Source organism: Enterobacter ludwigii, from assembly GCA_023023105.1.
GTDB lineage: Bacteria > Pseudomonadota > Gammaproteobacteria > Enterobacterales > Enterobacteriaceae > Enterobacter > Enterobacter adelaidei.
Genome location: CP083824.1, coordinates 4,230,781 through 4,254,635, shown reverse-complemented (window position 1 = coordinate 4,254,635; position 23,855 = coordinate 4,230,781). Strand labels below are relative to the sequence as shown.

Sequence of the window (23,855 nt, the reverse complement as noted above, 5' to 3'; positions counted from 1 at the left end):
TTAGTGTGTAATAACAGGGAGGCTGGCGGGGAAAGAGGCTTAGTCGAGTTCTGAACAGTTCACTAATTTCAGCGGATTGACGGAGTTCATATTGCGACACTTATCGGTTTCGGTGCTCATCAGTTCAATCCACTGCATCAGGAGTGCATCGAAAATGAAAATGGAGATTGCGAAGACAACCAGCCACCAGTATTTACGAATCATTGTGTCATTCCGCGAGAAGAGAGTCAGTAATGTGGTGGAAATATACACGAAACGTCGCGGTTTAAAAGCGGGATAAGTGAAGGTTTACAAAGCATTGACGGTCACAGGTGCGGGCAATAAAAAAGGCGCATCCCCATGCCAGGTAGCGCCTTTTTAAACATGCATTTCGCTAATCGGAATTAGTTCATGCCGTACTGTCATATTAGCTGTTTTCATGCTTTTAGATGATTATAATATTCATATAATAATCAATGTGTTGTATAAATTCATGCCTGTATATTGTTCCAGTGTTTTTCTTTGTTTATGCTATTATGCAAGCAATTCTGTATAAACATTTGTATAAACACTTTGGGCTGGGTGGTCTATGGCTGGCGAACTTAACAAACTGAGCGACAGGAAGTTAAAGGGATTACATGGTATCCCGGCCAGTAAGATTGAGTTCTATGCTGATGGTGCCGGGCTGAGCGCCAAGGTAACGAAAGCTGGTGGTATTAGCTGGGTGTTTACTTACCGACTCGACGGGCAGAAGCTGCATCGTCTTACTCTGGGACGATACCCGGATATGAGCCTCAAAGAAGCCCGTTCTTCGCGTGATAAATGCCGCCAATGGCTGGCCTCAGGTAAAGATCCAAAGCACCAGTTGGCGCTGACCACTCAGGAAACGCTTAAACCGGTCACTGTTAAGGAAGCTATAGAATACTGGATACGCGAATATGCAGAAGAGAACCGCGCGAATGTTGAACGGCACAAAGCGGAGCTGCGAAAACACATTTATCCTTATATAGGGAAAATGGCGCTCGCTGACTGTGAAACACGATACTGGCTTGACTGCTTTGACAGGATGAAAAAGAAAACTCCAGTCGCCGCAGGTTATGTGTTCCAGATGTGCAAACAAGCCCTGAAATTCTGCCGGGTTCGTCGCTATGCTGTGAGTACCGCGCTTGAAGATTTAACAATTCCAGATGTCGGTAAAAAACAGGCAAAAAAAGACCGGGTATTAAACGATAAAGAGGCTGGCGATTTATGGGCTGCCATTTCCTCTGGCACTTGCTTCATGCCTTACTACACCAGGCTACTGACAATCCTAATGGTGTTTGGGTGCCGAACGCAGGAGGCCAGGCTATCAGAGTGGAGTGAATGGGATATGGATGCCTGGGTCTGGACAGTTCCCAAAGAGCACAGCAAGGGCGGCGAGAAGATTGTAAGACCTGTGCCGGATGCCATGCGCAAATTCATTGAAATACTGCATGATGAAACGAAACGATCCGGCCTTTTGCTTGGGTCGGTTAAAGGCAGTGAAGCGGTAAGTCAGTGGGGCCGCGGCGTTTATAAAAAGCTGGGGCATTCTGAACCATGGACACTGCACGATCTAAGACGAACTTTAGCAACGCATATGAATAATATGGGTATAGCACCACACGTTGTCGAACAGTTGTTGGGGCACTCAATGCCGGGCGTCATGGCGATTTACAACCGTAGTCTGTACTTGCCTGAGAAACTGGATGCGCTGAATAAATGGTATGACCGTCTCGATATTTTGGCGGGTAATCACTCGAATATTGTTATTTTAAAGGCTGGTGAGAAATGAAAAAGATAAATAAAATGACCGATTTGCCGAAATGGTTTTCATTGGACAATTACAATTCTATCAATGGGCTGAGTGATCTTGATTTAATTAATCAGTTAGCTATGAGAATGGAAGTTGCTAATGATGATTTTGAATGGCTTGATACCTATCCCGGAGCAAGAAATGAGTTCGCTTCATTTATGGAAGAAAGATTTAGTAACCCAATTCGGCCGCTGAGCGGAAAATTATTTGCAGAGAAAATAAAAAGAAAAAAATATTCTGAATGGCAAATGGATGCCGTCGGAGGTGTTGAGCCTTTAAGATTAATTGATGTGATGCAGTTGTCTAAGAAAGCCTCTCATTATATTGATGAAAATAAAATTAATCGCTCATTGCGTGGACAAAAAAGGTCTGTAAGTAAGACCATAAGCGATAATGATCAAATGCACATTACTTTAGATTTGTCTTGGCCTGATGAAATTTTATTAAGCGATTTGGCTGCATTGTTGCCAATATGGCGAATGGATCTTGAAAGGAAAAGTGAAAATAGTTGTAAGTTAAGTAATAGCTGGAGTGTAATCAAAAAGAAAATATTCGATTACAAGATATTGCCAATGTTAGACCTTATGGAGTGGGCTAAAATTAACAATGCAACAATCACTAACAGAGTTTTATCTTTAGCCCTGTTTCCTAATGCAGAGTATGACGCCATTGGTATCGCTCAAACGATCAAACCGTTCATTAGAAATTTTTCCGCAGATTTTTCTATAGAAATATTAAAGCGCAAAGCTATGGATTCATTTTAATCGGGAAATCCATATAGAAATAATTAAAAATTATCTAATAGTGAACCATGCTTTTTAATAGCAAATAATAGCCTCCACAAAACGTAGAAACAGTGGAGGCAACATGCAAAATATCACCTTTACCCCGCCAAATCCTGAGCAGCGCCGCACCCTTTTAGAAGAGTACGGCTTTAAGTTCGACCGTCGGATCCGTGAAGAAGAATGTAGCGAGATCACCAGCCTTTCCCGTTCCAGCCGTTGGAAAATGGAGCAGCAGGGGCGTTTCCCGCCACGCTGCCACTTCGGCCGCAATAGCTGTGCCTGGCTTCTTTCTGATGTGCTCTGGTGGGTTCGTAATCCGCCTGCAGTAGAGAACGTCAATAACCCATACAGCCGCAAATCTGCTTAATTAACCACAGGTAATCAGAGATGAAAAAAATTAATGCCCTCAACGGGCAGGGATTCGCTCACCCTGAAGCCAGCCAGAGCGATATTTTAATTAATCACAAATCGGAGCCGCGTATAGATTCCCGCCTTATTTCAGAGCGAGCCGGAATACAACATGAAAGCCTAAGCGCGACGATTAAATCGCACCAGAGCAGATTGCGCGAGCTGGGATCACTGCCTCGTCAGTCACTCAAGGAATTAACCGATTTGAAATCGGGAAAATCCGGCCGAAAGCGTGGGCGTCCTGAGATTAGTTATCTGCTGAATGAGCCGCAGCTCGACTATCTGCTGCGTATCACCCGAGGGCGTGATCCTGAACGTATTAACCAGTTCAAGCTGGATGTTACGAAGGCATTCACTAAGCGCCGCGCCGCAGAACCTATCCGCCGTGAGTACCTGCCTGGCTACCACGAAAGCCGCGACGGATTAAAAGCCCTGGGCGCACAACGGCACCATTACATCAATCTGGCCCGCGCTGAAAACCGCGTGGCTGGTTTGTCTGATGGTGAGCGCGGTACCGCAGACGAACAGCAATTGGGGCTGTTGGTGGTGATGCAGAAAATCGAACAGGCGGCCTTTAATGAGGCGGTGCGTAATGGCATGAGTCCAGGCGATGCGGTGCGTGAAGTTGCCCGCCGTATGGATGCGTTCGCCAGCCTGATCACTTCATCGCCAGTGTTGGAGATTCGCTGATGCGTCTTATGCCTAAAATTTTGCGCTCCCCCGTTTGGGGGCGCTCAAGTCCTTTTGAGTTAGCCGCGTGCTATTTGCATAACTCAATCATGGTTGCGCAGAATTTGAGCCGACGAAATTCGCACGCGCAAATCAAGCTCGGTGATATGCCGAGTTTAAACAACCGCGTACGTTTAACGTACGGACATTGCAACCCATTGAAAAAAAATCAAGACGGGAATTCACGTCTTGCTCAGAACATACTCAACTTACTGAATTTGCGTAATTATCGCGAAACGCGAGAATTGGCGAGCAACAAGCACGAACAGTATTCGGGTTCGCTTGAACATCAACACTGCTTAGGTTCAGAGGTTCCGACGAATAACGTAGAGAGCTGCAATGGCAGCGCATTTTTGCTCTACGAGGGAAATCAACAACGTACAGTTTTGTACCGTAATCCAGATTTGGCTTACGAGAGGGTAGTACCTCAAAGTCACGAGGTTAACCAAGCAGCAAAAAGATATGCGCAAAACAGACCCTTTTTAAGAGGGGCAGTCCACAGCATTACGGGGAGTAACCCTGTTCAGCCTTTTGGCTCGATGCCCTGTCGGCGCAATTCCGCGCGGGCCAGTTCTTTCAACCAATTACCGAGACTAACGCCCTCACGTTCTGCGGCATCATTAAGCTGCTGCCGTAATTCTGGAGTGATTCGGATCTGGAAAGTAGGCGACAGCCCTTCTCCTTTTGGTGTTTTATCTCGTTTGATAGTTGACATGTACGTACGTAACCTTATAGCATGGATTTTGTTATGTACGTACGTTATCACGACGAACATGCAAAAGACAACGCCCCGGACTGCGGGAACAGTGCCAGGGCGTCTGACCTCCACCGATAAGTTACGTATCGAGGAAGCTATGAAAGATCATATCACACACCCGCAAGGGCGGAAGTCCTACATCTGGCGTTTTCTTGCACTGAGCGCCATCGGGCGCAACGTCATTCACATCACCGCTACCACTGAGCGCGAAGCCCGTGAGCAATCACCGGCTGGCTGCGTGATGGTATTCGCTGGCCGTCTGCCTGTGGAGGTGCGCCATGCGTGATCCAATCTGTCTGGAGCAGGCCGAATATAAATCAGCGCTGGCTTCATCACTTTACGAAACCATCCTGGAAAAAGCCTCTGGTGAATGTTCAGAAACGCTGCTGAATCTGATTTCTATTGCCTGTGATTTTAATCAGGAAATCCACCGGGCATTAGTCGCCGAGCTGCACATGGGAGAGACAAAATGAGACAGGTTCCTTTTGAAGTCCTGATGCACGCCGAAGACGCACTGGCATACAGCAATCAGGCTCTGGCTATGCTGGAAATCTGGATGAACTCCCTCGGCGAAGGTGATGAACACGAATCTAACTGTGTGGCCGCCATTTTCAGCTTGGTTCATGAGTCAAAAGATCGTCTGCAGAAAGCGCAGGAGGCTTACAGTGAAAAACGCGCCTAATGTGAAAACCCTCCCGCGCGACAAAATGGAGGAGGCCATCATCTTTGCTGGAACGGGAGCATGGAAAGCCGCTCAGGATTACCAGAAAGGGAAGGGCGAGCATGGAGACGATGTTCCGCCTGTGGTTCTGGATCACACCCAACTGGCGGAATTGCCCCACCTGCGCATTGTTGATAAAGGCCGTCGGTTTGCCCGTGTCTGTCAGGCCGGACTTATCGAGCAAAACCAAATCAGCATGATTGCAAATAAGCTGTGTGAGGCTGGCGTTACCAATGCTGAGTTTATCAACGAAAAAGGTGAGAAAGAGGACTGGACGCCATTAATGAAACGCCTGGAAGACGAGCCACTAATGGTGACTACGAGGGGTAGTGCTACGCCAGCGCTTAACCAGATGGGAGCCAGCCAGCGCGGGGAGGTTCTGCTTGCTCATTACGATGGCAATCTGGCGATCCATGCTGATTCCGACACGGTTCATCATTACAACGGCGTGGTGTGGGTTCCGCTTTCGGATAAAGAGCTACAGCGGGAAATGGCGCAAATTTTTATTGATGCCGAAGTAGCCTATTCGCAGAACGCGATTAAATCCGCTGTCGATACAATGAAGCTGGGTCTGCCAGTGATGGGTAATACAGCCCGAAATCTTATTGGTTTCAGCAACGGGGTTTTTGATACCCGGTTAGGCCAATTTCGACCGCATGATAAAAAGGACTGGCTTATCGTTGCGAGCGAATTGCCATTCAGCGAACCAGCAGAAGGAGAGACTCTGGCAACCCATGCGCCGAACTTCTGGAAATGGCTCCGCCGCTCTGTGGCGGATAATGACCGAAAAGCAGACCGCGTACTGTCTGCGCTGTTTATGGTGCTGGCGAACCGGTACGACTGGCAGCTGTTTCTTGAGGTAACGGGGCCGGGCGGAAGTGGTAAAAGTGTTATGGCGGAGATCTGCACGATGCTGGCGGGCAAGGCCAACACCGTATCGGCGAGCATGGCGGCGCTGGAGAACCCAAGGGAAAGGGCACTGGTAGTGGGATATTCGCTGATTATCATGCCGGATATGACCCGGTACGCTGGCGACGGAGCAGGGATTAAAGCTATCACTGGCGGGGATAAGGTGGCTATCGACCCAAAACACAAAGCACCATATTCAACCCGTATTCCTGCGGTGGTGCTTGCCGTCAATAACAATGCCATGTCGTTCAGCGACAGAAGCGGGGGGATTTCCAGACGGCGGGTGATTTTCAACTTCTCCGAAGTGGTACCGGAAAACGAACGCGATCCTATGCTGGCCGAGAAGATTGAAGGTGAGCTGGCTGTAATCATTCGCCACCTGCTCACTCGCTTTTCCAGGCAGGACGAAGCCAAACAGCTTTTGCATGAGCAGCAGAAATCAGAAGAAGCGCTGGCCATCAAACGTGAAGGGGATTCACTGGTGGACTTTTGCGGCTACCTGATGGCTTCGGTGGTTTGTGATGGAATGCTGATTGGCAATGCCGAGATCGTGCCATTCAGCCCGCGCCGTTATCTGTATCACGCTTATCTGGCTTACATGCGGGCCAATGGTCTGAGCAAGCCGGTGTCGCTGATGAGGTTCGGTACGGATATGCCAGGCGCAATGGCTGAATACGGTAAGGAGTATCAGAAGCGCAAAACAAAACATGGCATAAGGTCAAACGTCACGCTTCACGACGACTCAGAAGACTGGATGCCTATGTGGAATGATACATCTCATAACAGCGGAGAAAATCAAAAGTAATGGGAAAAGTGTTCACCACTGTTCACCATGTGCAAAAATCATTAAATAACAATATGTTAATGGGTGAACACTTTTTTATGAAGTGTTCACCAAGTATTCACCTGTTCACCTTTAAAGATCTTTTCTTTTAAAAGGTGAAGGGTTAGGGTGAACACTAGTGAATACTTAAAATAATAGTCTTCACCCTGTAACCGAATGAATTTAAATAGAAAAAATGCAAAGGTGAACAGGTGAACACTTAAACGCATATTTTTAAATTTTAAAGGAGGGGCTACATGCCAATCACTAATGAGGAACGCAGGGAACACCTGGAAAAGTTTGGTTTAACCAGTCTTGATACAATGCACACTGCCGATTACCGTAAAGCCCTTGAAGAGGAAGCGTTCTTTTGGGATGACCCACACGGTTTTGTGATGCACACGCTTTCCGGAGAACGACTCGTTACGAATACAGAACAGCTGGATGCCTTGCTGGAGCATCTAGAAGGATACCGGGCTCTATTGCCTGCCCCTCCAGAATGGATGAGTGGGAAATAGCAGCCTTAAGCATATGCAGTGTTGTTCTGTGCTTTGATGATTGATTTATGTTGTTCTTGAGTTATCTTAAGGGCTGGGATTTACAATTTAAATTCATGTTGAATTATTAGCATTCTATTGAAAGAAATTAAGGATCTTAGATGACTACACAAGAACCTACAACATACAAAAGAAGAACTGTTCATTATAAAAGGGCGGTGATTGGTGGTTCAAAGCAATATCTGCAATCTATTTTAGAGGAAGCCTTGGGTGAAGGCGGTGCTTATGAATTAGCATCTAGCAGAAAAGAGCAAATAGACCCTAATGATCCGTCTGCTGGATTTCACCTCATTAATAAAAGCCAGCATTACGAAAGTATTTTCTTCGGGCAGTTTTTACTCTTCGAACCTGGTAAAACCCAAGCAACTATAACGATGGAAGATAATGCCCAAGCTTATAAAATAGATCCTATAACAACCGCATCGCTTAAGAAGCGTAAAGGCGATAAAGGGACGGAAAAAGAGTTTGTAGAATCTATTCTTTATTTTGGGGTTTATAAGAATCATGTCTTAATTGTCCAGTCTGCCGCATTGAGAACAAAAGAGTTTGAGCAGCATGTAAATAACCTGTTTGCCAATAATACATTATCTACAACAGGCGTTACTTCCATAATTTTTAAGGACAAGCCTGCAAACTCTATAGTGAAAAAATTAGAGGAATCCCCGGTTAAGAGTGTGGTGTTAGGGCGTTCTCCTATAGAAAGTGAACAATTACAACTCAATCCCAAAAGAGATAAAGAAGCGGCAAAAAGAGAAATTCAGCGTCTCGAATCTAAAACAGTACAATTTAAGCCTGCTGGAATAGGAACTAAAATTCTTGATACAGTTCTGGGCGATGGTTGGGCTAGTAAATTAGATCTCGACGATTCACTGGATGAAGCGAATCTTAATGTTAAACTTGAGATAAGCTATAATCGAACTACCACAGGCAGCGGTCAGTTCGTACTGGATACTATCGCCAGCTCCTTGCGAGATCTTGATAATGATAGCGTTAGGGTAGAGCTCAAAAATGGTGGAATTATAACGGGTAAAGAACTGAAACTTTCTGATTCTCTAAATGTCCAAGTTCATGAAGGTTTGTTGTCAGAAGATGACTTATATCTTAAAATGTTTAAATGGTTGTCTGCAAACATACTTAATGGAGAAATAGACAATAGGGGGTAATATGAAGGTGTTAAGTACATTTATATTCACTATCCTGTCTTTTTTGATAGGAGCATTGTGTCTATTCGGCCTTATCCATCATTTCGGTGTGGATAAGTTGACTGCGCCTTCCCCAATCATTGCGGTTTTAGTCCTTCCTTTAGCTTACTGCTTGCAAGCGATTTATAAATTAAGCGATTTGAAAGAAAGCCAGCAATTAAATGGCGATGAAGCTAGGCGGCTTTTTTATATAGTTGATTTGAAACGTGGTAGGTTATTTACTTGTATAGTCTTTTATTTTCTTTCGGCTATCTTTGTTGGCATATCTATGATGATTGGCGACGGTGGGCAATTATTTAAAAAAATAACTCTAATAATATCAGGTGGGCTGCTTGGGGTTACAGTTTTTACAATCTTTATCATTTATTCATTGATGAACGAAGTTACAAATTTCAAAGCTAAATTGGTTCGTCGTGAACAGGATGAGAAACACCGCAAAATGTAACTTACAAAAGATTTGTAAATTATTTGTACTCATGTTTACCCGTGATTACCCCTGTCTCTGATGGGGGTTTTCTTTATATTTTTCATGTATATCTTGAAGAGTGGCACTCAGACGTGAGCCGCCACTGGCCGTTAAGTCAAGCTGTAGCGAGTACAGCCTGCGAGAGGCAGAAAAAGATTTAACGGCCTCCCCTCCAAGCGCTGGTTTCACGTCTCAACGTTAATTGTTACGGAAACCACTCCATGAAGAAACTACTCGAATTACGCCAGCAGAAAGCCGCACTCAAAACACAGATGCGTTCCATGCTGGACAAAGCCGACACCGAAAAGCGCAGCCTGAACGAAGAAGAGGGCAAAAAGTTCGACGAACTCCGCGCACAGGCTGATGCGCTTGAAGTTGAAATCACCCGCCTTGAAGCCGTCGCCGACGATCAGCGCAATCTGCCTGGTACTTCCGTCGAAGGTGAGCCAGTAAGCAACAACGAGCTGCGCCACTATATCATGACAGGTGATACCCGCTCTCTCTCCACGCTGGTGCAGGCTGACGGCGGCTATACCGTTATCCCTGAGCTGGACAAAGAGATTATGCGCCAGTTGCAGGATGATAGCGTGATGCGCTCCATCGCAACGGTGAAGACGACCAAAACCAACGAATACCAGAAGCTGGTATCTGTGGGCGGCACTACCGTTAATCGTGGTACCGAAGGTGAGGCACGTACCGAAACCAGTACGCCGAAGATGGAGCGCGTTGATATCAAACTCAACCCGATCTACGCCTACCCGAAAACCACTCAGGAGATTCTCGACTTCTCCGAGGTGGATATTTTGGGCTGGCTGTCTTCTGAAATTGCCGACACCTTCACCGCGACCGAAGAAAGCGACTTTGTGAACGGCGACGGTGATAAAAAATCCAAAGGCTTCCTGTCTTACCCTCGCGCGGCCACTGCCGACAAAACCCGTCCGTTCGGTACGCTGGAGAAGATGGAAGCGGCTGACGTTTCCTCTGATGGCCTGATCGACCTGCTGTATAAGCTGAAAGCCAAATACCGCAAGAACGCCGTATGGGTGATGAATTCCAACACCGCCGCCAAACTGCAAAAGCTGAAAAACGGCAACGGGGATTACATCTGGCGCGATCGTCTGGTTGCCGGTTCCCCCGATACTCTGCTGGGCCGTCCTGTTCAGTATCTGGAAACCATGCCGGATGCGGAGGCAGGTAAAGCGTTCCTCGCGGTTGGCGACTTCAAGCGCGGCTATTTCATCGTGGATCACACCACTGGCGTACGTACCCGCCCCGACAACATCACTGAACCGGGTTTCTACAAGGTGCATACCGATAAATACCTGGGCGGCGGCGTGGTGGACTCCAACGCCATCAAGGTGCTTGAGCTTTCCGGCTCCGGTTCCTGATTTGACGTTTAAGGGGCTTCGGCCCCTTTTTGCCCTCTGTGGAGTCCAGTAATGAAAACAACCGATTTTGAAATCCGTACTTCCGAAGTGAGTGCCAGCAACAAAAAGCTGGTGGGCTATGCCGTGCGCTGGAACAGTCTGTCAGAAGTTATCTGGGATGAGTTCCGCGAGCAGTTTGCGCCGGGAGCATTTAAAGACAGCCTGGCATCCGGTAGTGATGTGCGTGCGCTGTATGAGCATAACTATACCCAACTGCTGGGGCGTACCAAGTCCGGCACGCTGGTACTGTCCGAAGATGATACCGGGCTTCGTTTCGAACTGACCCCGCCGAATACCCAGCTTGGCAACGATGTGCTGGAGCTGGTGGAGCGCGGGGATATCTCCGGCATGAGCTTCGGTTTCCGTGCGCTGAAAGAGGCGTGGGATATTGCTCAGTCTCCATATCTGCGCACAGTCACAGCCGCCGAACTGCGGGAGATTACCGTTACCTCTATGCCTGCCTATCCTGAGTCTGGCGTGGAAATCGCGCACCGTTCGCTTTTCTCCCAACATCCTGAACTGCGCCGCGCTGGCGATAACCGTCGCCGCTGGGCTGAATTAGCGGGGCTCTGATATGTGGAATATCTGGCCGTTTGGCCGTAAGTCTGAACCCTCCGAACAGCGCAGTATGACCATTGATGAGTGGCTGGCGATGGCAGGGATTCCAAATACCGGATCAGGCGAGTATGTGTCTGCTGGTACTGCGGAATCTCTGCCTGCGGTGATGAACGCCGTGTCAGTTATTAGTGAGGCTGTGGCGACAATGCCCTGCTACCTCTATCGCGTCCGTAATGATAATGGTCGCGAGGCGCGGGAGTGGCTGAGTAATCACCCGGTGGATTTTCTCCTGAACGAGCAGCCGAACGACTGCCAGACGCCTTATCAGTTTAAACGCACGATGATGCGCCATTGTCTGCTGAACGGTAACGCCTATGCGGTGATCCAGTGGGGGCGCGACGGTCAGCCGCAATCCCTGCATCCGTATGCGCCGGGGGCGGTTGTTCCTGAGCGTATCGGCCAGCATAAGTACAAATATACCGTTACCGAGCCGTTTACCGGGGCTGTGCGCACCTACCTGCAGGAAGAGATTCTGCACCTGCGTTACTCCACCGATGATGGCTTTCTGGGGCGCTCCCCGATCTCCATCTGCCGTGAGGCGCTGGGGTTAGGTCTGGCCCAACAGCGCCACGGTGCCAGCATTATGAAAGATGGCATGATGGCGGCGGGAGTCATAACCACAGCTGAGTATCTCGACAGCGTGAAGGGCAAGCAGGCTATGGATGCGCTGGATCGCTACAAAGGCGCTAAAAATGCAGGGAAAGTGCCGATCCTTGAAGGTGGGATGGACTACAAGCAGCTTGGCATGAGTAATCAGGATGCCGAGTGGCTGGCCTCCCGTCGCTTCACCATTGAAGACATTGCCCGCATGTTCAACGTGTCGCCTATCTTCCTGCAGGAATACAGCAACAGCACCTACAGCAACTTCAGCGAAGCGAGCCGCGCCTTTCTCACCATGACGATGCGCCCGTGGCTGGCGAATTTCGAACAACAAATCAAATCTGCGCTGCTGGTGGCCTCTCCTGTTCCGGGAACCCGTTATCAGGTGGAGTTTGACTCCGCTGACCTTCTCCGTGCCACGCCAACCGAACGCTACGCCACTTATGAGCGCGGCATCAAGAACGGGATCATGAACCCGAACGAAGCCCGTGAGCGTGAGGGGATGCCGCCGCGTGAAGGTGGTGACGAGTTCAGCCAGGCATGGAAGCAGGAAGTGAAGATCAGTAAGGACGGCAAGGAAGGTGACGCATGAGAGCCGGGGGACTGAGAAACCGGCTAACAATCCGGGTATTCACTACTCACAGAGATCCATCTGGTCAGGTTATTCAGACCTGGGAAGACGGGGAAACTATCTGGGCTGAGGTTAAGGGGATCAGCGGTCGTGAACTGGTAGCGGCTGGTGCTGAGGTTGCCGAAGCAACGATCCGCGTCTGGGTGCGATTCCGCCGCGATATTACCGCCGCCAACCGCCTTAAGGTGCTGACTGGCCCGTTTGCCGGGGCGACGCTCAACATTATCGGGCCGCCCATACCGGACTCAGGTATGACGCGCCTTGAGATTCTATGCAAACAGGGGACCGAGAAATGACTACTGAAATCACCCTGGCTGAAGCAAAGCTGCATTGTCGTGTTGATGGCTCAGAGGAGGATGCGCTGATTCAGGCGTACATCGATGCGGCGCTGGAGGTCTGCCAGAAGCATATCGGCAAGCGGTTTGATAACGGGCTGGAGTTTACCCCGGCTATCAAGATTGGTTGCCTGATGTACGTCTCTCAGCTGTACGAGTACCGCACGATGATTGCCGATGCTGAGTCGAAAGAGGTTCCGCTGGCTATCTCTGCGCTGTGGTCTGTCTATCGTGATGTGGGGGTGTACTGATGCCATGGCAGCCAATGCGCCGGTGCACAGAGCCGGGATGCAATAAGCGGGTGAAGTCCGGTAAGTGCGACGAGCATAAGCGGGAAGCGTGGCGGGAACAGGATGCCAGACGCGGCCACCGTCGCGCCCGTGGCTACTCAGCCTCATGGGAGAAGTACCGCGCTCAGTATCTGAAACGTCACCCCCTTTGTGTTGAGTGCCAGAAGCTGGGCCTCTACGTTCCTGCAAAGATTGTCGATCACATCATCCCTATCAATGGTGGTGGTGATGTTCTGTTCTGGCCTGAGTGGAATCACCAGCCGTTATGCCAAATGCATCATAACCAGAAGACCACGCAGCAAGACCCCATTACCAAAGCCAACCGCAAAGCAGGGCTCTACATCGAGCAGGAAGAGCGGGCAGCACAGCGCAATAACTGGATGTATGAGGCAAGCGATGAATGAGAAAGACGTGGTGAATCTGTATCAGTCGCTGGCCCGATGCCGTGATGGCTTTATGCAGACCCGCACCAGACGCAATGAGCGCCAGCCAGTGAAGCGCATGAGCGAACGTGAGCGGGAGGTGATGCAATGCTTCCGCAACCGCTGACAGGCCGCATGGATGGGGTGGGGGAGGTTTTCAGGACAAAACCCCAGCCGCAAGGCACCACCCGCCCCCTCAAATTTTTACGCACGGTGATTTTTTTGAAAATAAAACAGACAGGAAAACAGTAAGTTATGGCAAGACCACCCAAACCGCCCGCCTATCTTGATGAAATCGCGGCGCAGCAGTGGAAAGCGAAGGCGAAGCAGCTGGCGGAGCGTGGTGATCTGACGCCTGCCGACTGGAACAACCTTGAGCTGTACTGCGTCAATTACTCGATGTACCGCAAAGCCGTGGAAGACCTTGCCACGCGGGGATTCAGCATAGTGAACAGCCAGGGCGGTGAGAGCCGGAATCCGGCACTGAGCGCAAAAGCGGATGCCGAAAAAATTCTTATAAAAATGTCGTCGCTGCTGGGCTTTGATCCGGTAAGCCGCCGCCGCAATCCGGTAGAAACGGAAGAGGAGGACGAGCTTGACCGTCTGGAATGATTACGCAAACGCCATTAAATCGGGTGAAATTCCGGCATGTAAGCGCGTAAAACAGGCCGTCGAGAGGTACTTTTCAGACCTGAATGACCCCCGTTATGAGTTCGATACGGCGACCGTGGAGCGGTTTATTGCCTTCTCCCGGCTCTGTCCACACGTCAAAGGCCCGCTGCGGGGCCAGCCTATCGAGCTTGAGCCCTGGCAGCAGTTCGCCTTTGCTAACCTGCTGGGCTTTAAGGTCAGGGAGTCAGGCCGCCGGAAGTACAGCAGTGCCTTTATTGAAGTGCCACGCAAGAATGCAAAATCCACCGTGGCCGCCATGCTGGCTAACTGGTTTCTGGTAATGGAGAAGGGCCAGCAGGATATCTACACGGCGGCGGTAAGCCGGGATCAGGCCCGAATCGTGTTCGACGATGCCCGCCAGATGTGCCTGCTGTCAAAACCGCTGAAAAAGCGCGTCAATATCCAGGCGCATAAGGTCATTTTCCCGAAGAGCAACAGCCTGTTAAAGCCGCTGGCGGCGAAAGCGGCCACCATTGAGGGGACTAACCCCAGCCTGGCAATTGTCGATGAATACCACCTTCACCCGGATAACGGCGTTTATTCCGCGCTTGAGCTGGGTATGGGCGCACGTCCTGAGGCGATTTTGTTCGCCATCACGACCGCCGGGAGTAACGTTGTCTCCGCCTGTAAACAGCATTACGACTACTGCTGCCAGATTCTTGCCGGGGAAGAGAGCAACGATTCGCTGTTTGTCCTGATCTACGAGCTGGACGACGAAAGCGAGGTTGAGCAGCCTGAGATGTGGATCAAGGCCAACCCTAACCTGCATGTGTCCGTTGACGCGGCGAAACTGGAATCCACAATCCAGAAAGCGCGGGGCATACCGTCGCAATGGGTGGAAATGCTGACCAAACGTTTCAATATCTGGTGTCAGGGCTCCACGCCGTGGATGGGCGCCGGTGCATGGGATGCCTGTGCGCTCGACTATAACGAAGACGATCTGGCCGGAATGGAGTGCTACGCCGGGTTTGACCTGTCCTCTACCAGCGACATCACCAGCGTGAGTTACGCTTTCCCGTTCGACAGGGAGATCCGCCTGCTGACCCGTCATTATCTGCCGGAAGCCCAGCTACTTAACGTCGCCAACAAAAACCGCGCCATCTACCGCCAGTGGGTAAAAGCGGGATGGATACGCACCACGCCCGGCGACTGCATCGACTATGACCGCATCCGTGACGATATTCTGCGCGACGCTGAAATCTTCAATATCAGGCTGGTGGGTTTCGATACGTGGAACGCCACGCACCTGCGCACCCAGCTACAGGGGGCGGGGCTTGATGTGGAGCCGTTCCCGCAAACCTATCTCAAATTCAGTCCGGTGGCGAAATCATTTGAGGTATTCGTTAACCGTAAGGTGGTGCGTCATCGTGGCGATCCGGTTCTGGCCTGGGCAATTGGAAACGTGGTGATGGAGTCCGACGCTAACGCCAACATTAAGCCCAACAAAAAGAAATCCTCTAACAAGATAGACCCTGCGGTATCTGCGCTGATGGCGTTCGGCACCTTCCAGGCTGAGCATGAGGATTTTGCTTTCGATATGAGCGACAGCCACAAACAACGGCTGGCGACATTTAACGGTATCTGACTGGAGTAAAACTATGAATACAGCAAACCATGAAACCATGAGCACGATCCTTCTGAGCGGCTCGCTGGCTAAACTTTTTGGCCGTACTCACCAGCGGCTTATTGGCCCGACACGTGAGGCGTTTACTGCGTTATCCGCCACCATTCCCGGCTTTCAGAAATTCATGAATACCAGCAAAGCCCGAGGGCTAACGTTCGCTGTATTCGTGGACAAAAAGAACGTTACTCAGGATGATCTCGATTTTCCGAACGGCAACAGGACTATTCGAATTGTTCCCGTCATAATCGGGAGCAAAAAAGCTGGCGTACTGCAAACAATTCTCGGCGCTGCGCTAATTGCAGTGGGGGCTGTGCTGAGTTTTACACCCTGGGCAGCAGCTTCACCATTTTTCTATAAATTTGGCGCAGCGATGGCCTTGGGCGGTGTTGTTCAGATGCTATCACCTCAACCTACGGGTTTAGCCAGCAAACAAAGTGCCGATAATAAAGCCTCGTATGCGTTTGGTGGCGTTACTAATACTGCCGCGCAGGGCTATCCGGTACCATTGCTTTACGGTAAGCGCCGTATCGGCGGTGCAATCATATCGGCGGGTATCTATGTGGAGGATCAGCTTTGACAAATCAGGTGCAACTCTGGCCGGAAGGTGAGGTATTTACCCGAGAGGTATTGATACCGACGAAATACGAGCCATTACCAGTGGAGGTAACTTACACCGTTCCTCCTTTCGAGATCGTTGTGGAAACGTGGCAGAACAGAGACCCAGCTAAGGCTTACGCTCTGTTTAGACAGTTCATTGTTGACTGGGATCAGCAGGACAAACTCACCGACGATATTCTGATGTGCTTTCTGGCAGGCTACCCGGGAACCGATGAGGCTATTTTTGCCGGATGGTATGAGCATATGAAAGAAGTGCTGACGGTAAATGCGCAGCTCTTCGCAGGTTACAGCCAGTCAATTAACTGAGGGTTTGTATGCTGGATCGGACAGTATTAGAGAAAGCAATAATGGTAGCGGCTGAGTTGCAGGGTCATGAACTCAACGGGCGAGATCGTCTTATGGTGCGTAATCGCGTTGCCACTTGCTTGGCTGCGAAAGAACGCCTCCGGCAAAGGATGGATGCCGAACCGTATCAATGGAGAAAGCCGGAAAGGCCAAGGTGATGAACCCAACCAATCAAAGCACTGGACTATGTTCTGGTGCTTTTTTATTTGTGCGAGCCAACGTGTATAAACATATGTATAAACACAAATAAAAAAGGCGCTTCCCCATGCCGAAGAGCGCCTTTTTAAACAAGCATTTAACTGATTAGTATCAGTTCATGCCGTATTTTTTCAGTTTCTTACGCAGAGTACCACGGTTGATACCCATCATCAGCGCAGCGCGGGTTTGGTTACCGCGGGTGTATTGCATCACCATGTCCAACAGTGGCTGTTCAACTTCAGCCAGTACCAGCTCATACAGGTCATTAACATCCTGACCGTTCAGTTGAGCAAAATAGTTCTTCAGTGCCTGTTTAACCGAGTCACGCAGGGGCTTTTGAGTTACCTGGTCCTGAGAGTTAACGGTAGAAACGGTCAGTACGTCAGAATTTACGCGTTGTTCGAACATAGTTCTGTCAGCTCTTTATTTCATTACGCAAGATTTTCGAAGTATGCCTCCAACGCCTCCAGCTGTTCGCTGGCATCCTCTATGGCGTTGAATGTGCGCCGAAACTGGTCATCTGGAGCGTGCTCCTGGAGATACCAGGAGACGTGTTTACGCGCAATTCGGTACCCTTTTGCCTGACCGTAGTGGTCATGCAGTTCCCGAACATGCGAACAAAGCAAGCGCTTAACCTCTGCCAGAGGCAGCGGGGCAAGCAGCTCCCCAGTGTCCAGATAATGCTGGATTTCCCGGAAGATCCAGGGTCTTCCCTGAGCTGCACGTCCTATCATCAGAGCATCAGCTCCCGTATAGTCGAGTACAGCCCTGGCTTTAAGCGGGTCAGTTATGTCGCCATTCGCGATAATCGGAATGGAAACTTTCTGCTTAACTGCCCGAATGCTGTCGTATTCAGCTTCACCATTGAACAAACAGGCGCGAGTGCGTCCATGAATGGTCAGGGCCTGAATGCCACAGTCTTCGGCCAGTTGGGCAATCTCTACACAGTTACGGTGTTCCGGCGACCAACCCGTGCGAATCTTCAACGTAACAGGAACGTCCACTGCGCTGACAACCGCCGTCAGGATAGATTTCACCTGGTCGGGGTATTGCAGAAGGGCTGAACCTGCAAGCTTGCGATTCACTTTTTTGGCCGGGCAACCCATATTGATATCAATAATCTGGGCACCACTTTCCACGTTAATACGCGCGGCATCTGCCATCTCTTCAGGCACGCTTCCGGCAATTTGCACGGTGCGGATACCTGGTTCATCAATGTGCACCATCCGAAGGCGGGATTTATCGCTTTCCCATACCTGCGGGTTAGACGACATCATCTCGGATACGGTTAAACCGGCTCCCATCTCATAGCACAGCGTCCTGAACGGCCGGTCTGTAATACCTGCCATAGGGGCTGCGATCAGGCGATTTCTAAGCTGGTGGTGTCCGATGCGCATGAGTTAAGAAATGACCATACTGTGACTGCAAGGCGGCGTATATTACGCATTTTTCGCACGAGATGAAAGGCCAAACTTTGAACAATCCTCTGTTGTAGATCAAGGAATCGCCGCTCAATCGCTCTGTTAAAAATTATTCACCATGTAAATCATTGTGTTATGCGATAATGCTTGTTTTATGTACGCTTACAATTTCCCGTAACTTCTCATCATTTCTGAATAAATGTCTCGCTGAAGCGGGATAATCTGCTGTTTTTAGCAACAGTTTTACCGCCATCTTTGAGATCTGGCTCTCATTTTAGAACAAGATATTCAGAGACGAGGGAGGCGGTTTTATGCAGCAAAACGAGATAAGGCGTGGCCTGATGACCACGCCCGGGGCTTATTTTTTACGGCCGGTAATACGACACCACTCTTCTTTCTCCACCACCGGGTCGAGCGCAAAGAGATCGGCATAGGCTTCGCAAACGCTGTCCGCCTGGCTTGCCAGGATACCCGAAAGTCCAAGCAGACCGCCCTCAACGGGCAGCACGCTGATTAACGGAGCCAGTTCGCGTAATGGGCCTGCCAGAATGTTTGCGACCACCACATCGGCTTTCATGGCTTCTGGCTGCGCATCCGGCAGATACAGTTCCAGACGATCGGAGACACCGTTACGCTCGGCGTTATCACGGCTGGCCTGAATGGCCTGCGGATCGATATCGATCCCGATGGCTTTTGCTGCACCCAGTTTCAGTGCCGCAATGGCCAGGATCCCGGATCCGCAACCGAAGTCGATCACCGTCTTGCCGTCCAGATCCAGACCATCCAGCCACTGCAGGCACAGGGAGGTGGTTGGGTGAGTGCCGGTACCAAATGCCAGGCCCGGATCAAGCATCACGTTAACCGCGTTCTCATCCGGAACGTCGCGCCAGCTTGGGCAGATCCACAGACGTTTGCCGAACTGCATAGGGTGGAAGTTATCCATCCACTCGCGTTCCCAGTCTTTGTCTTCCAGCTGTTCGATTTTGTGCACAAAACCCACGCCGAGCAGAGGATGGTTTTCCAGAATTGCGACGACTTCTTTCATGTCGGTTTCGGCATCAAACAGGCCAATAACGTCGGTATCACCCCACAGGCGGGTTTCGCCCGGCAGTGGCTCGAAGACAGGCGTGTCATGCGTGTCCTGGAAGGTGATGGAAACCGAGCCGGCCTCCATCAACGCATCGCTCAGCTCTTCGGCGTTTGCGCCAGTTGTATTCAGTTTTAGTTGGATCCACGGCATGGCAAAACTCTTTATTTATCAGTAGAAATCATAGCGGGTTGTGGGACGGGCTGACCAAAACGGTTTCCCACCACAAACGCCAGTAAACTTAGCAGTAACGAAGGCACAATCGGATGGAAGCCCAGGTACTGAATCTTAAACGTTGCGAGGACGGCATACAGCACACCGCCGACAATCATGCCGCTCAGCGCGCCCGCCGCGTTTGCACGTTCCCAGTAGAGCCCTAACACCAGCGGCCACAGGAATACAGCTTCAAGCCCACCAAATGCCAGCAGGTTCAGCCAGATGATCATCTCAGGCGGACGCCATGCGGCGAGCATCATCAGAATGCCGAGCACCAGCGTGGTCCAGGTTGAGATTCGTTTCAGCTTCTGCTCATTATGCATTTTAGCCGGACGCGCGCTAAGCCACAGATCTTTGATGATGGTGGCGGAAGCCTGAAGCAGGTGCGCGTTAACGTTGGACATGATCGCTGCCATCGGTGCCGCAAGGAACAGCCCGGCGGCCCACGGCGGCAGAACCTGTACCATCAGCGTTGGGATCACCTGATCCGGCACGGTCAGGTGAGGTAATACGGCCCGTCCGAGCGCGCCCGCCAGATGCATACCCAGCATCAGAAGGGCGACAACGACGGTACCAATCACAATCCCCCGATGAACGGCTTTGCTGTCTTTATAGGAGATACAGCGCACGGCGGTGTGCGGCAAACCGATCACGCCAAAGCAGACCAGCACCCAGAAGGAGGTCATAAACGCGGGCGTCAGAATATCATCAGCACCGTGGGGGCTGACCAGTTTCGGGTCAATCTGCTCAAGCGTTTCTACCGCATTGTGTAAACCGCCTGCCGCGTAGATGACGCCAACCAGCAGCACCAGAGTGCCTATCAACATCACCATGCCCTGCATCGTGTCGTTCAGCACGCTGGCGCGGAAACCGCCAAACGCGGTGTACAGCGCAATCGTGATCCCGAAGATGAGCAAGCCAGTCTCGTACTTGATACCCGCTGCCGTTTCCAGCAGGCGCGCGCCGCCAATAAACTGAACGGCAATGGCGCCAACGAAGGCGACAATCAGGCTGATACTGGCAATCCAGACCACCGCGCGGCTTTGATAACGTGCCTGCAGCATGTCGTTCAGCGTTATGGCGTTATAGCGACGGGCAAGGATGGCAAATTTTTTGCCCAGAACGCCCAGCGACAACCAGATGGTGGGCACCTGAATCATGGCCAGTAATACCCAGCCCAGGCCATATTTGTATGCGGCTCCTGGCCCGCCGATAAACGAACTGGCGCTCACGTAAGTCGCGGTCAGCGTCATCGCCAGCACAAACCCGCCCATCGAACGGCTGCCGAGGAAATATTCGCTCAGAAACGATCCGGTACTGCGTTTGCGCATGGCATAGAAAGAGAGGCCAAACACGACGATCAAATAGACAACCAGCACGGTGATGATTTCAGTTTGCATCACTATCCTCCAGCGGGAAATCGCGGAAGATAAAGCGCACCATAAACCAACTGAGGAGAATGAAAATCAGTGGTACCAGCAGGCACGCCATTTCAAACCAGTGCGGCAGGCCGGTAATACCTGCTGTTGAATCTGGTAAGTAAGCGGTTACTAACCATGCTGCGAGATAAAGAAGGGTCAGCCACAGCGCCCAGCGCGCTTCTTTATGGGCCTGAACAAAACGTTTGTCCATTTTTTGTCCCTTGTGGATGAAGAAAGCGGGGATTGTACATGATGAGGCTTTCCAGGCCCCAGAAATAAAAAAGGCCGGATAATCCGGCCTTTTCGCAAAGATGCTGTATTACTTCTCGTTCAGACCGAGTTTCTTCTCCAGATAGTGGATGTTGGTTCCACCATTCTGGAAGTGCTCGTCGCTCATGATACGCATCTGCAGATCAACGTTGGTTTTGATACCGTCGATGATCAGCTCCTGCAGGGCATTTTTCATGCGGGCAATCGCCACGTCACGGTTTTCGCCGTAGCAGATAAGCTTGCCGATCATTGAGTCATAGTACGGCGGTACGGTGTAACCAGCGTAGATATGCGACTCCCAGCGGACACCAAAGCCACCCGGCGCGTGGAAACGCGTGATTTTACCCGGGCTTGGCAGGAAGGTGTTCGGGTCTTCGGCGTTGATACGGCATTCTACCGCATGGCCTTTCACCACAACTTCTTCCTGCTTGATGGACAGCGGCTGGCCTGCAGCGATACGCAGCTGTTCTTTGATCAGGTCAACGCCGGTGATCATTTCGGTAACCGGGTGTTCAACCTGAATACGGGTGTTCATCTCAATGAAGTAGAACTCGCCGTTTTCGAACAGGAACTCGAAGGTACCTGCACCGCGATAGCCGATATCGACACACGCCTTGGAGCAACGCTCGCCGATGTAGCGACGCAGTTCCGGGGTAATACCCGGTGCGGGTGCTTCTTCGACCACTTTCTGGTGACGACGCTGCATGGAACAGTCACGTTCTGCCAGATAGATTGCGTTACCCTGACCGTCAGCCAGCACCTGAATTTCGATGTGGCGTGGGTTTTCCAGGTATTTTTCCATGTACACCATGTCGTTGCTGAAAGCGGCTTTCGCTTCAGCTTTGGTCATGGAGATGGACTGAGCCAGTTCAGCGTCGCTGCGCACAACGCGCATACCGCGACCGCCGCCGCCGCCGGACGCCTTGATGATCACCGGGTAGCCAATGCGTTTAGCATGAGCACGGTTAGCATCCATATCGTCGGTCAGAGGGCCGTCAGAACCTGGTACGGTTGGAACACCGGCTTTTTTCATTGCGGTGATGGCAGACACTTTGTCGCCCATCAGGCGAATGGTGTCAGCTTTCGGGCCGATGAAGATAAAGCCAGAGCGTTCAACCTGCTCAGCAAAGTTGGCATTCTCAGAGAGGAAGCCGTAACCCGGATGAATTGCCACCGCGCCGGTGATTTCAGCGGCGCTGATGATAGCCGGGATGTTCAGATAGCTTTTTACGGACGGAGCCGGGCCAATACAGACCGTCTCATCCGCCAGCAATACGTGTTTTAAATCGCGATCCGCGCTTGAGTGCACAGCGACAGTCTTGATGCCCAGTTCTTTACAGGCACGAAGAATACGCAGTGCGATCTCGCCGCGGTTGGCGATAACAATTTTATCCAGCATGTTCGCCTCGTTACTCGATGACGACCAGCGGCTCGTCAAATTCAACCGGCTGACCACTTTCGACCAGAATCGCTTTCACAGTACCTGATTTGTCTGCTTCGATCTGGTTCATCATTTTCATCGCTTCAACGATGCACAGGGTATCGCCTACGTTGACTTTCTGACCCACTTCGATGAACGCCTTCGCGTCCGGGCTCGGGGTGCGGTAGAAAGTACCAACCATTGGGGAACGTACGATGTGACCACTGATTTCTGCTGCAGCTGCAGGTGCGGCTTCAGCTGCTGGCGCAACGGCTGCGGAAAGCGCAGGCTGCTGCACTGGCGCAGCATAAGCTTGCTGCATTACCGGGAAGCTAGCGGCTGGTGCTGCACGGCTGATGCGTACAGACTCTTCGCCTTCAGAAATTTCCAGTTCGGAGATGCCTGATTCTTCAACCAGCTCGATCAGTTTTTTAATCTTACGAATATCCATGAGTGGGTTCCGTACTCTTGTTTAGTTTGATTGTGACAAGCGTTTTACCGCTGTCTGTAAAGCGTATGAATAGCCGTCAGCACCCAGTCCGCAGATAACGCCGGCAGCGATATCCGACAGATACGAATGGTGGCGGAACGGCTCTCGGGCGTGCACGTTACTCAGGTGGATCTCGATAAACGGGATACTCACAGCGAGCAGTGCGTCGCGGATAGCAACACTGGTGTGCGTAAACGCGGCCGGATTGATCAGGATATAGTCCACATTGTCTTTAGCCTGATGAATACGGTCGATGAGTGCGTACTCCGCGTTTGACTGAAAATGATCCAAATCCACATTGAGCGACGCGGCTTCCGTTCCCAGACGGTTAACAATTTCACCCAATGTCAGCGTGCCGTACTTCTCAGGCTCGCGGGTACCGAGCATGTTCAGGTTCGGTCCGTTTAAAACTAAGATATGGAATTTATCAGCCATTGTGCTGCTATCTCCTGCGATTTTCCGGTAAAAAACAAAATATACCTTCGAAACGCAATTGTCACCTTTTCAGAGGCCTAAACCTGCTGTCGGGGGAACCAAAGTCGCACATTATAACGATTTCGTAGCATTTGGCAGCTAAATA

General features: G+C 50.7%; 33 protein-coding genes. 23 read left to right on the top strand and 10 right to left on the bottom strand.

Annotated elements, in window-relative coordinates; all coding sequences use genetic code 11:
- Nucleotides 1-39: 39 nt before the first annotated feature.
- Nucleotides 40-204, bottom strand: a complete 165-nt coding sequence (locus LCD46_20610) for a DUF2556 family protein (protein UOY70403.1) — start codon at nt 202-204, stop codon at nt 40-42.
- A gap of 364 nt (nt 205-568) precedes the next feature.
- On the opposite strand from LCD46_20610, the gene LCD46_20605 reads away from it, so the two are divergent.
- The 4 genes from LCD46_20605 to LCD46_20590 all read left to right on the top strand — a co-directional run bounded on the left by LCD46_20605 (nt 569) and on the right by LCD46_20590 (nt 3,696).
- Entirely contained in the window at nt 569-1,792 is a 1,224-nt protein-coding gene (locus LCD46_20605; protein UOY70402.1) for a tyrosine-type recombinase/integrase, read from the top strand.
- Nucleotides 1,789-2,577, top strand: a complete 789-nt coding sequence (locus LCD46_20600) for a DUF6387 family protein (protein ID UOY70401.1) — start codon at nt 1,789-1,791, stop codon at nt 2,575-2,577. Before LCD46_20605 ends, LCD46_20600 begins: the two co-directional genes overlap by 4 nt.
- A 103-nt stretch (nt 2,578-2,680) precedes the next feature.
- Nucleotides 2,681-2,965 (top strand): AlpA family phage regulatory protein, encoded by a 285-nt coding sequence (locus LCD46_20595; protein UOY70400.1) that lies wholly within the window; start codon nt 2,681-2,683, stop codon nt 2,963-2,965.
- A 20-nt stretch (nt 2,966-2,985) separates the two neighbouring features.
- Nucleotides 2,986-3,696, top strand: coding sequence for a Rha family transcriptional regulator (locus tag LCD46_20590; protein ID UOY70399.1), 711 nt, complete (start codon nt 2,986-2,988; stop codon nt 3,694-3,696).
- A 562-nt stretch (nt 3,697-4,258) separates the two neighbouring features.
- On the opposite strand, the gene LCD46_20585 is transcribed toward LCD46_20590, so the two are convergent.
- Nucleotides 4,259-4,450 (bottom strand): toxin-antitoxin system HicB family antitoxin, encoded by a 192-nt coding sequence (locus LCD46_20585; protein ID UOY70398.1) that lies wholly within the window; start codon nt 4,448-4,450, stop codon nt 4,259-4,261.
- A 139-nt stretch (nt 4,451-4,589) separates the two neighbouring features.
- Here LCD46_20585 and LCD46_20580 point away from each other — a divergent pair, with 139 nt between their 5' ends.
- The 19 genes from LCD46_20580 (at nt 4,590) to LCD46_20490 (ending at nt 16,910) form a co-directional block, all read left to right on the top strand.
- Complete coding sequence (locus LCD46_20580; protein ID UOY70397.1) at nt 4,590-4,778, top strand: host cell division inhibitor Icd-like protein; 189 nt, start codon at nt 4,590-4,592, stop codon at nt 4,776-4,778.
- Nucleotides 4,771-4,965: a hypothetical protein gene (locus LCD46_20575; protein ID UOY70396.1), complete on the top strand. Its 195-nt coding sequence runs from the start codon at nt 4,771-4,773 to the stop codon at nt 4,963-4,965. Before LCD46_20580 ends, LCD46_20575 begins: the two co-directional genes overlap by 8 nt.
- Complete coding sequence (locus LCD46_20570) at nt 4,962-5,174, top strand: hypothetical protein (protein UOY70395.1); 213 nt, start codon at nt 4,962-4,964, stop codon at nt 5,172-5,174. Before LCD46_20575 ends, LCD46_20570 begins: the two co-directional genes overlap by 4 nt.
- Entirely contained in the window at nt 5,158-6,927 is a 1,770-nt protein-coding gene (locus LCD46_20565; GenBank protein ID UOY70394.1) for a DUF5906 domain-containing protein, read from the top strand. Before LCD46_20570 ends, LCD46_20565 begins: the two co-directional genes overlap by 17 nt.
- A 275-nt stretch (nt 6,928-7,202) precedes the next feature.
- Entirely contained in the window at nt 7,203-7,463 is a 261-nt protein-coding gene (locus LCD46_20560; protein ID UOY70393.1) for a hypothetical protein, read from the top strand.
- 140 nt (nt 7,464-7,603) lie between these two features.
- Nucleotides 7,604-8,665, top strand: coding sequence for a hypothetical protein (locus LCD46_20555; GenBank protein ID UOY70392.1), 1,062 nt, complete (start codon nt 7,604-7,606; stop codon nt 8,663-8,665).
- A 1-nt stretch (nt 8,666) separates the two neighbouring features.
- Nucleotides 8,667-9,149: a hypothetical protein gene (locus LCD46_20550; protein ID UOY70391.1), complete on the top strand. Its 483-nt coding sequence runs from the start codon at nt 8,667-8,669 to the stop codon at nt 9,147-9,149.
- 242 nt (nt 9,150-9,391) lie between these two features.
- Complete coding sequence (locus LCD46_20545; GenBank protein ID UOY70390.1) at nt 9,392-10,558, top strand: phage major capsid protein; 1,167 nt, start codon at nt 9,392-9,394, stop codon at nt 10,556-10,558.
- 51 nt (nt 10,559-10,609) lie between these two features.
- On the top strand, nt 10,610-11,170 hold the full coding sequence (locus LCD46_20540) for an HK97 family phage prohead protease (GenBank protein ID UOY70389.1): 561 nt from the start codon (nt 10,610-10,612) through the stop codon (nt 11,168-11,170).
- Nucleotide 11,171: 1 nt separating this feature from the next.
- Nucleotides 11,172-12,407, top strand: a complete 1,236-nt coding sequence (locus LCD46_20535; protein UOY70388.1) for a phage portal protein — start codon at nt 11,172-11,174, stop codon at nt 12,405-12,407.
- A complete protein-coding gene (locus tag LCD46_20530) occupies nt 12,404-12,742 on the top strand; it encodes a phage head closure protein (GenBank protein ID UOY70387.1) in 339 nt (112 codons plus the stop codon). The genes LCD46_20535 and LCD46_20530 overlap by 4 nt, the downstream gene beginning before the upstream one ends.
- Complete coding sequence (locus LCD46_20525; GenBank protein UOY70386.1) at nt 12,739-13,032, top strand: head-tail connector protein; 294 nt, start codon at nt 12,739-12,741, stop codon at nt 13,030-13,032. Before LCD46_20530 ends, LCD46_20525 begins: the two co-directional genes overlap by 4 nt.
- Nucleotides 13,032-13,475, top strand: a complete 444-nt coding sequence (locus LCD46_20520) for an HNH endonuclease (GenBank protein UOY70385.1) — start codon at nt 13,032-13,034, stop codon at nt 13,473-13,475. The genes LCD46_20525 and LCD46_20520 overlap by 1 nt, the downstream gene beginning before the upstream one ends.
- Nucleotides 13,468-13,620, top strand: coding sequence for a hypothetical protein (locus tag LCD46_20515; protein UOY70384.1), 153 nt, complete (start codon nt 13,468-13,470; stop codon nt 13,618-13,620). Before LCD46_20520 ends, LCD46_20515 begins: the two co-directional genes overlap by 8 nt.
- A gap of 128 nt (nt 13,621-13,748) precedes the next feature.
- Nucleotides 13,749-14,105 carry a phage terminase small subunit P27 family gene (locus tag LCD46_20510; protein ID UOY70383.1) on the top strand — a complete coding sequence of 119 codons (357 nt, stop codon included), beginning with the start codon at nt 13,749-13,751 and terminating at the stop codon, nt 14,103-14,105.
- Nucleotides 14,089-15,750: a terminase large subunit gene (locus tag LCD46_20505; protein ID UOY70382.1), complete on the top strand. Its 1,662-nt coding sequence runs from the start codon at nt 14,089-14,091 to the stop codon at nt 15,748-15,750. Before LCD46_20510 ends, LCD46_20505 begins: the two co-directional genes overlap by 17 nt.
- Before the next feature lie 13 nt (nt 15,751-15,763).
- Nucleotides 15,764-16,366, top strand: a complete 603-nt coding sequence (locus tag LCD46_20500) for a tail assembly protein (GenBank protein UOY70381.1) — start codon at nt 15,764-15,766, stop codon at nt 16,364-16,366.
- Nucleotides 16,363-16,713 (top strand): hypothetical protein, encoded by a 351-nt coding sequence (locus LCD46_20495; GenBank protein ID UOY70380.1) that lies wholly within the window; start codon nt 16,363-16,365, stop codon nt 16,711-16,713. The genes LCD46_20500 and LCD46_20495 overlap by 4 nt, the downstream gene beginning before the upstream one ends.
- Nucleotides 16,714-16,754: 41 nt before the next feature.
- Nucleotides 16,755-16,910: a hypothetical protein gene (locus tag LCD46_20490; GenBank protein UOY73016.1), complete on the top strand. Its 156-nt coding sequence runs from the start codon at nt 16,755-16,757 to the stop codon at nt 16,908-16,910.
- Nucleotides 16,911-17,061: 151 nt separating this feature from the next.
- Here LCD46_20490 and fis read toward each other — a convergent pair whose 3' ends face one another.
- From fis to aroQ, 8 genes are all read right to left on the bottom strand, one after another.
- Nucleotides 17,062-17,358, bottom strand: a complete 297-nt coding sequence (fis, locus tag LCD46_20485) for a DNA-binding transcriptional regulator Fis (GenBank protein UOY70379.1) — start codon at nt 17,356-17,358, stop codon at nt 17,062-17,064.
- Nucleotides 17,359-17,381: 23 nt separating this feature from the next.
- Nucleotides 17,382-18,347, bottom strand: coding sequence for a tRNA dihydrouridine synthase DusB (gene dusB / locus LCD46_20480; protein ID UOY70378.1), 966 nt, complete (start codon nt 18,345-18,347; stop codon nt 17,382-17,384).
- Between the two features lie 382 nt (nt 18,348-18,729).
- The gene (gene prmA, locus LCD46_20475) at nt 18,730-19,611 is read right to left on the bottom strand and encodes a 50S ribosomal protein L11 methyltransferase (GenBank protein UOY70377.1); all 882 of its coding nucleotides are present in this window, start codon (nt 19,609-19,611) and stop codon (nt 18,730-18,732) included.
- 11 nt (nt 19,612-19,622) lie between these two features.
- Nucleotides 19,623-21,074 (bottom strand): sodium/pantothenate symporter, encoded by a 1,452-nt coding sequence (gene panF / locus LCD46_20470; GenBank protein ID UOY70376.1) that lies wholly within the window; start codon nt 21,072-21,074, stop codon nt 19,623-19,625.
- Nucleotides 21,064-21,306, bottom strand: a complete 243-nt coding sequence (locus LCD46_20465) for a YhdT family protein (protein UOY70375.1) — start codon at nt 21,304-21,306, stop codon at nt 21,064-21,066. The genes panF and LCD46_20465 overlap by 11 nt, the downstream gene beginning before the upstream one ends.
- A gap of 108 nt (nt 21,307-21,414) precedes the next feature.
- Nucleotides 21,415-22,764 carry an acetyl-CoA carboxylase biotin carboxylase subunit gene (gene accC / locus LCD46_20460; protein ID UOY70374.1) on the bottom strand — a complete coding sequence of 450 codons (1,350 nt, stop codon included), beginning with the start codon at nt 22,762-22,764 and terminating at the stop codon, nt 21,415-21,417.
- Between the two features lie 10 nt (nt 22,765-22,774).
- The gene (gene accB / locus LCD46_20455; protein ID UOY70373.1) at nt 22,775-23,236 is read right to left on the bottom strand and encodes an acetyl-CoA carboxylase biotin carboxyl carrier protein; all 462 of its coding nucleotides are present in this window, start codon (nt 23,234-23,236) and stop codon (nt 22,775-22,777) included.
- A 21-nt stretch (nt 23,237-23,257) separates the two neighbouring features.
- The gene (gene aroQ, locus LCD46_20450; protein ID UOY70372.1) at nt 23,258-23,710 is read right to left on the bottom strand and encodes a type II 3-dehydroquinate dehydratase; all 453 of its coding nucleotides are present in this window, start codon (nt 23,708-23,710) and stop codon (nt 23,258-23,260) included.
- Nucleotides 23,711-23,855: the final 145 nt, after the last annotated feature.

What these genes read in the sequence shown, in the direction of transcription:
- LCD46_20585 (UOY70398.1), bottom strand. Translation starts at nt 4,450, where the DNA reads ATGTCAACTATCAAACGAGATAAAACACCAAAAGGAGAAGGGCTGTCG.
- LCD46_20540 (UOY70389.1), top strand. Translation starts at nt 10,610, where the DNA reads ATGAAAACAACCGATTTTGAAATCCGTACTTCCGAAGTGAGTGCCAGC.
- LCD46_20560 (UOY70393.1), top strand. Translation starts at nt 7,203, where the DNA reads ATGCCAATCACTAATGAGGAACGCAGGGAACACCTGGAAAAGTTTGGT.
- LCD46_20525 (UOY70386.1), top strand. Translation starts at nt 12,739, where the DNA reads ATGACTACTGAAATCACCCTGGCTGAAGCAAAGCTGCATTGTCGTGTT.
- dusB (UOY70378.1), bottom strand. Translation starts at nt 18,347, where the DNA reads ATGCGCATCGGACACCACCAGCTTAGAAATCGCCTGATCGCAGCCCCT.
- LCD46_20595 (UOY70400.1), top strand. Translation starts at nt 2,681, where the DNA reads ATGCAAAATATCACCTTTACCCCGCCAAATCCTGAGCAGCGCCGCACC.
- LCD46_20580 (UOY70397.1), top strand. Translation starts at nt 4,590, where the DNA reads ATGAAAGATCATATCACACACCCGCAAGGGCGGAAGTCCTACATCTGG.
- LCD46_20605 (UOY70402.1), top strand. Translation starts at nt 569, where the DNA reads ATGGCTGGCGAACTTAACAAACTGAGCGACAGGAAGTTAAAGGGATTA.
- LCD46_20600 (UOY70401.1), top strand. Translation starts at nt 1,789, where the DNA reads ATGAAAAAGATAAATAAAATGACCGATTTGCCGAAATGGTTTTCATTG.
- LCD46_20490 (UOY73016.1), top strand. Translation starts at nt 16,755, where the DNA reads ATGGTAGCGGCTGAGTTGCAGGGTCATGAACTCAACGGGCGAGATCGT.
- LCD46_20520 (UOY70385.1), top strand. Translation starts at nt 13,032, where the DNA reads ATGCCATGGCAGCCAATGCGCCGGTGCACAGAGCCGGGATGCAATAAG.
- accB (UOY70373.1), bottom strand. Translation starts at nt 23,236, where the DNA reads ATGGATATTCGTAAGATTAAAAAACTGATCGAGCTGGTTGAAGAATCA.
- LCD46_20545 (UOY70390.1), top strand. Translation starts at nt 9,392, where the DNA reads ATGAAGAAACTACTCGAATTACGCCAGCAGAAAGCCGCACTCAAAACA.
- LCD46_20570 (UOY70395.1), top strand. Translation starts at nt 4,962, where the DNA reads ATGAGACAGGTTCCTTTTGAAGTCCTGATGCACGCCGAAGACGCACTG.
- LCD46_20465 (UOY70375.1), bottom strand. Translation starts at nt 21,306, where the DNA reads ATGGACAAACGTTTTGTTCAGGCCCATAAAGAAGCGCGCTGGGCGCTG.
- LCD46_20510 (UOY70383.1), top strand. Translation starts at nt 13,749, where the DNA reads ATGGCAAGACCACCCAAACCGCCCGCCTATCTTGATGAAATCGCGGCG.
- LCD46_20575 (UOY70396.1), top strand. Translation starts at nt 4,771, where the DNA reads ATGCGTGATCCAATCTGTCTGGAGCAGGCCGAATATAAATCAGCGCTG.
- LCD46_20535 (UOY70388.1), top strand. Translation starts at nt 11,172, where the DNA reads ATGTGGAATATCTGGCCGTTTGGCCGTAAGTCTGAACCCTCCGAACAG.
- aroQ (UOY70372.1), bottom strand. Translation starts at nt 23,710, where the DNA reads ATGGCTGATAAATTCCATATCTTAGTTTTAAACGGACCGAACCTGAAC.
- LCD46_20500 (UOY70381.1), top strand. Translation starts at nt 15,764, where the DNA reads ATGAATACAGCAAACCATGAAACCATGAGCACGATCCTTCTGAGCGGC.
- prmA (UOY70377.1), bottom strand. Translation starts at nt 19,611, where the DNA reads ATGCCGTGGATCCAACTAAAACTGAATACAACTGGCGCAAACGCCGAA.
- LCD46_20530 (UOY70387.1), top strand. Translation starts at nt 12,404, where the DNA reads ATGAGAGCCGGGGGACTGAGAAACCGGCTAACAATCCGGGTATTCACT.
- accC (UOY70374.1), bottom strand. Translation starts at nt 22,764, where the DNA reads ATGCTGGATAAAATTGTTATCGCCAACCGCGGCGAGATCGCACTGCGT.
- panF (UOY70376.1), bottom strand. Translation starts at nt 21,074, where the DNA reads ATGCAAACTGAAATCATCACCGTGCTGGTTGTCTATTTGATCGTCGTG.
- LCD46_20515 (UOY70384.1), top strand. Translation starts at nt 13,468, where the DNA reads ATGAATGAGAAAGACGTGGTGAATCTGTATCAGTCGCTGGCCCGATGC.
- LCD46_20590 (UOY70399.1), top strand. Translation starts at nt 2,986, where the DNA reads ATGAAAAAAATTAATGCCCTCAACGGGCAGGGATTCGCTCACCCTGAA.
- fis (UOY70379.1), bottom strand. Translation starts at nt 17,358, where the DNA reads ATGTTCGAACAACGCGTAAATTCTGACGTACTGACCGTTTCTACCGTT.
- LCD46_20610 (UOY70403.1), bottom strand. Translation starts at nt 204, where the DNA reads ATGATTCGTAAATACTGGTGGCTGGTTGTCTTCGCAATCTCCATTTTC.
- LCD46_20550 (UOY70391.1), top strand. Translation starts at nt 8,667, where the DNA reads ATGAAGGTGTTAAGTACATTTATATTCACTATCCTGTCTTTTTTGATA.
- LCD46_20555 (UOY70392.1), top strand. Translation starts at nt 7,604, where the DNA reads ATGACTACACAAGAACCTACAACATACAAAAGAAGAACTGTTCATTAT.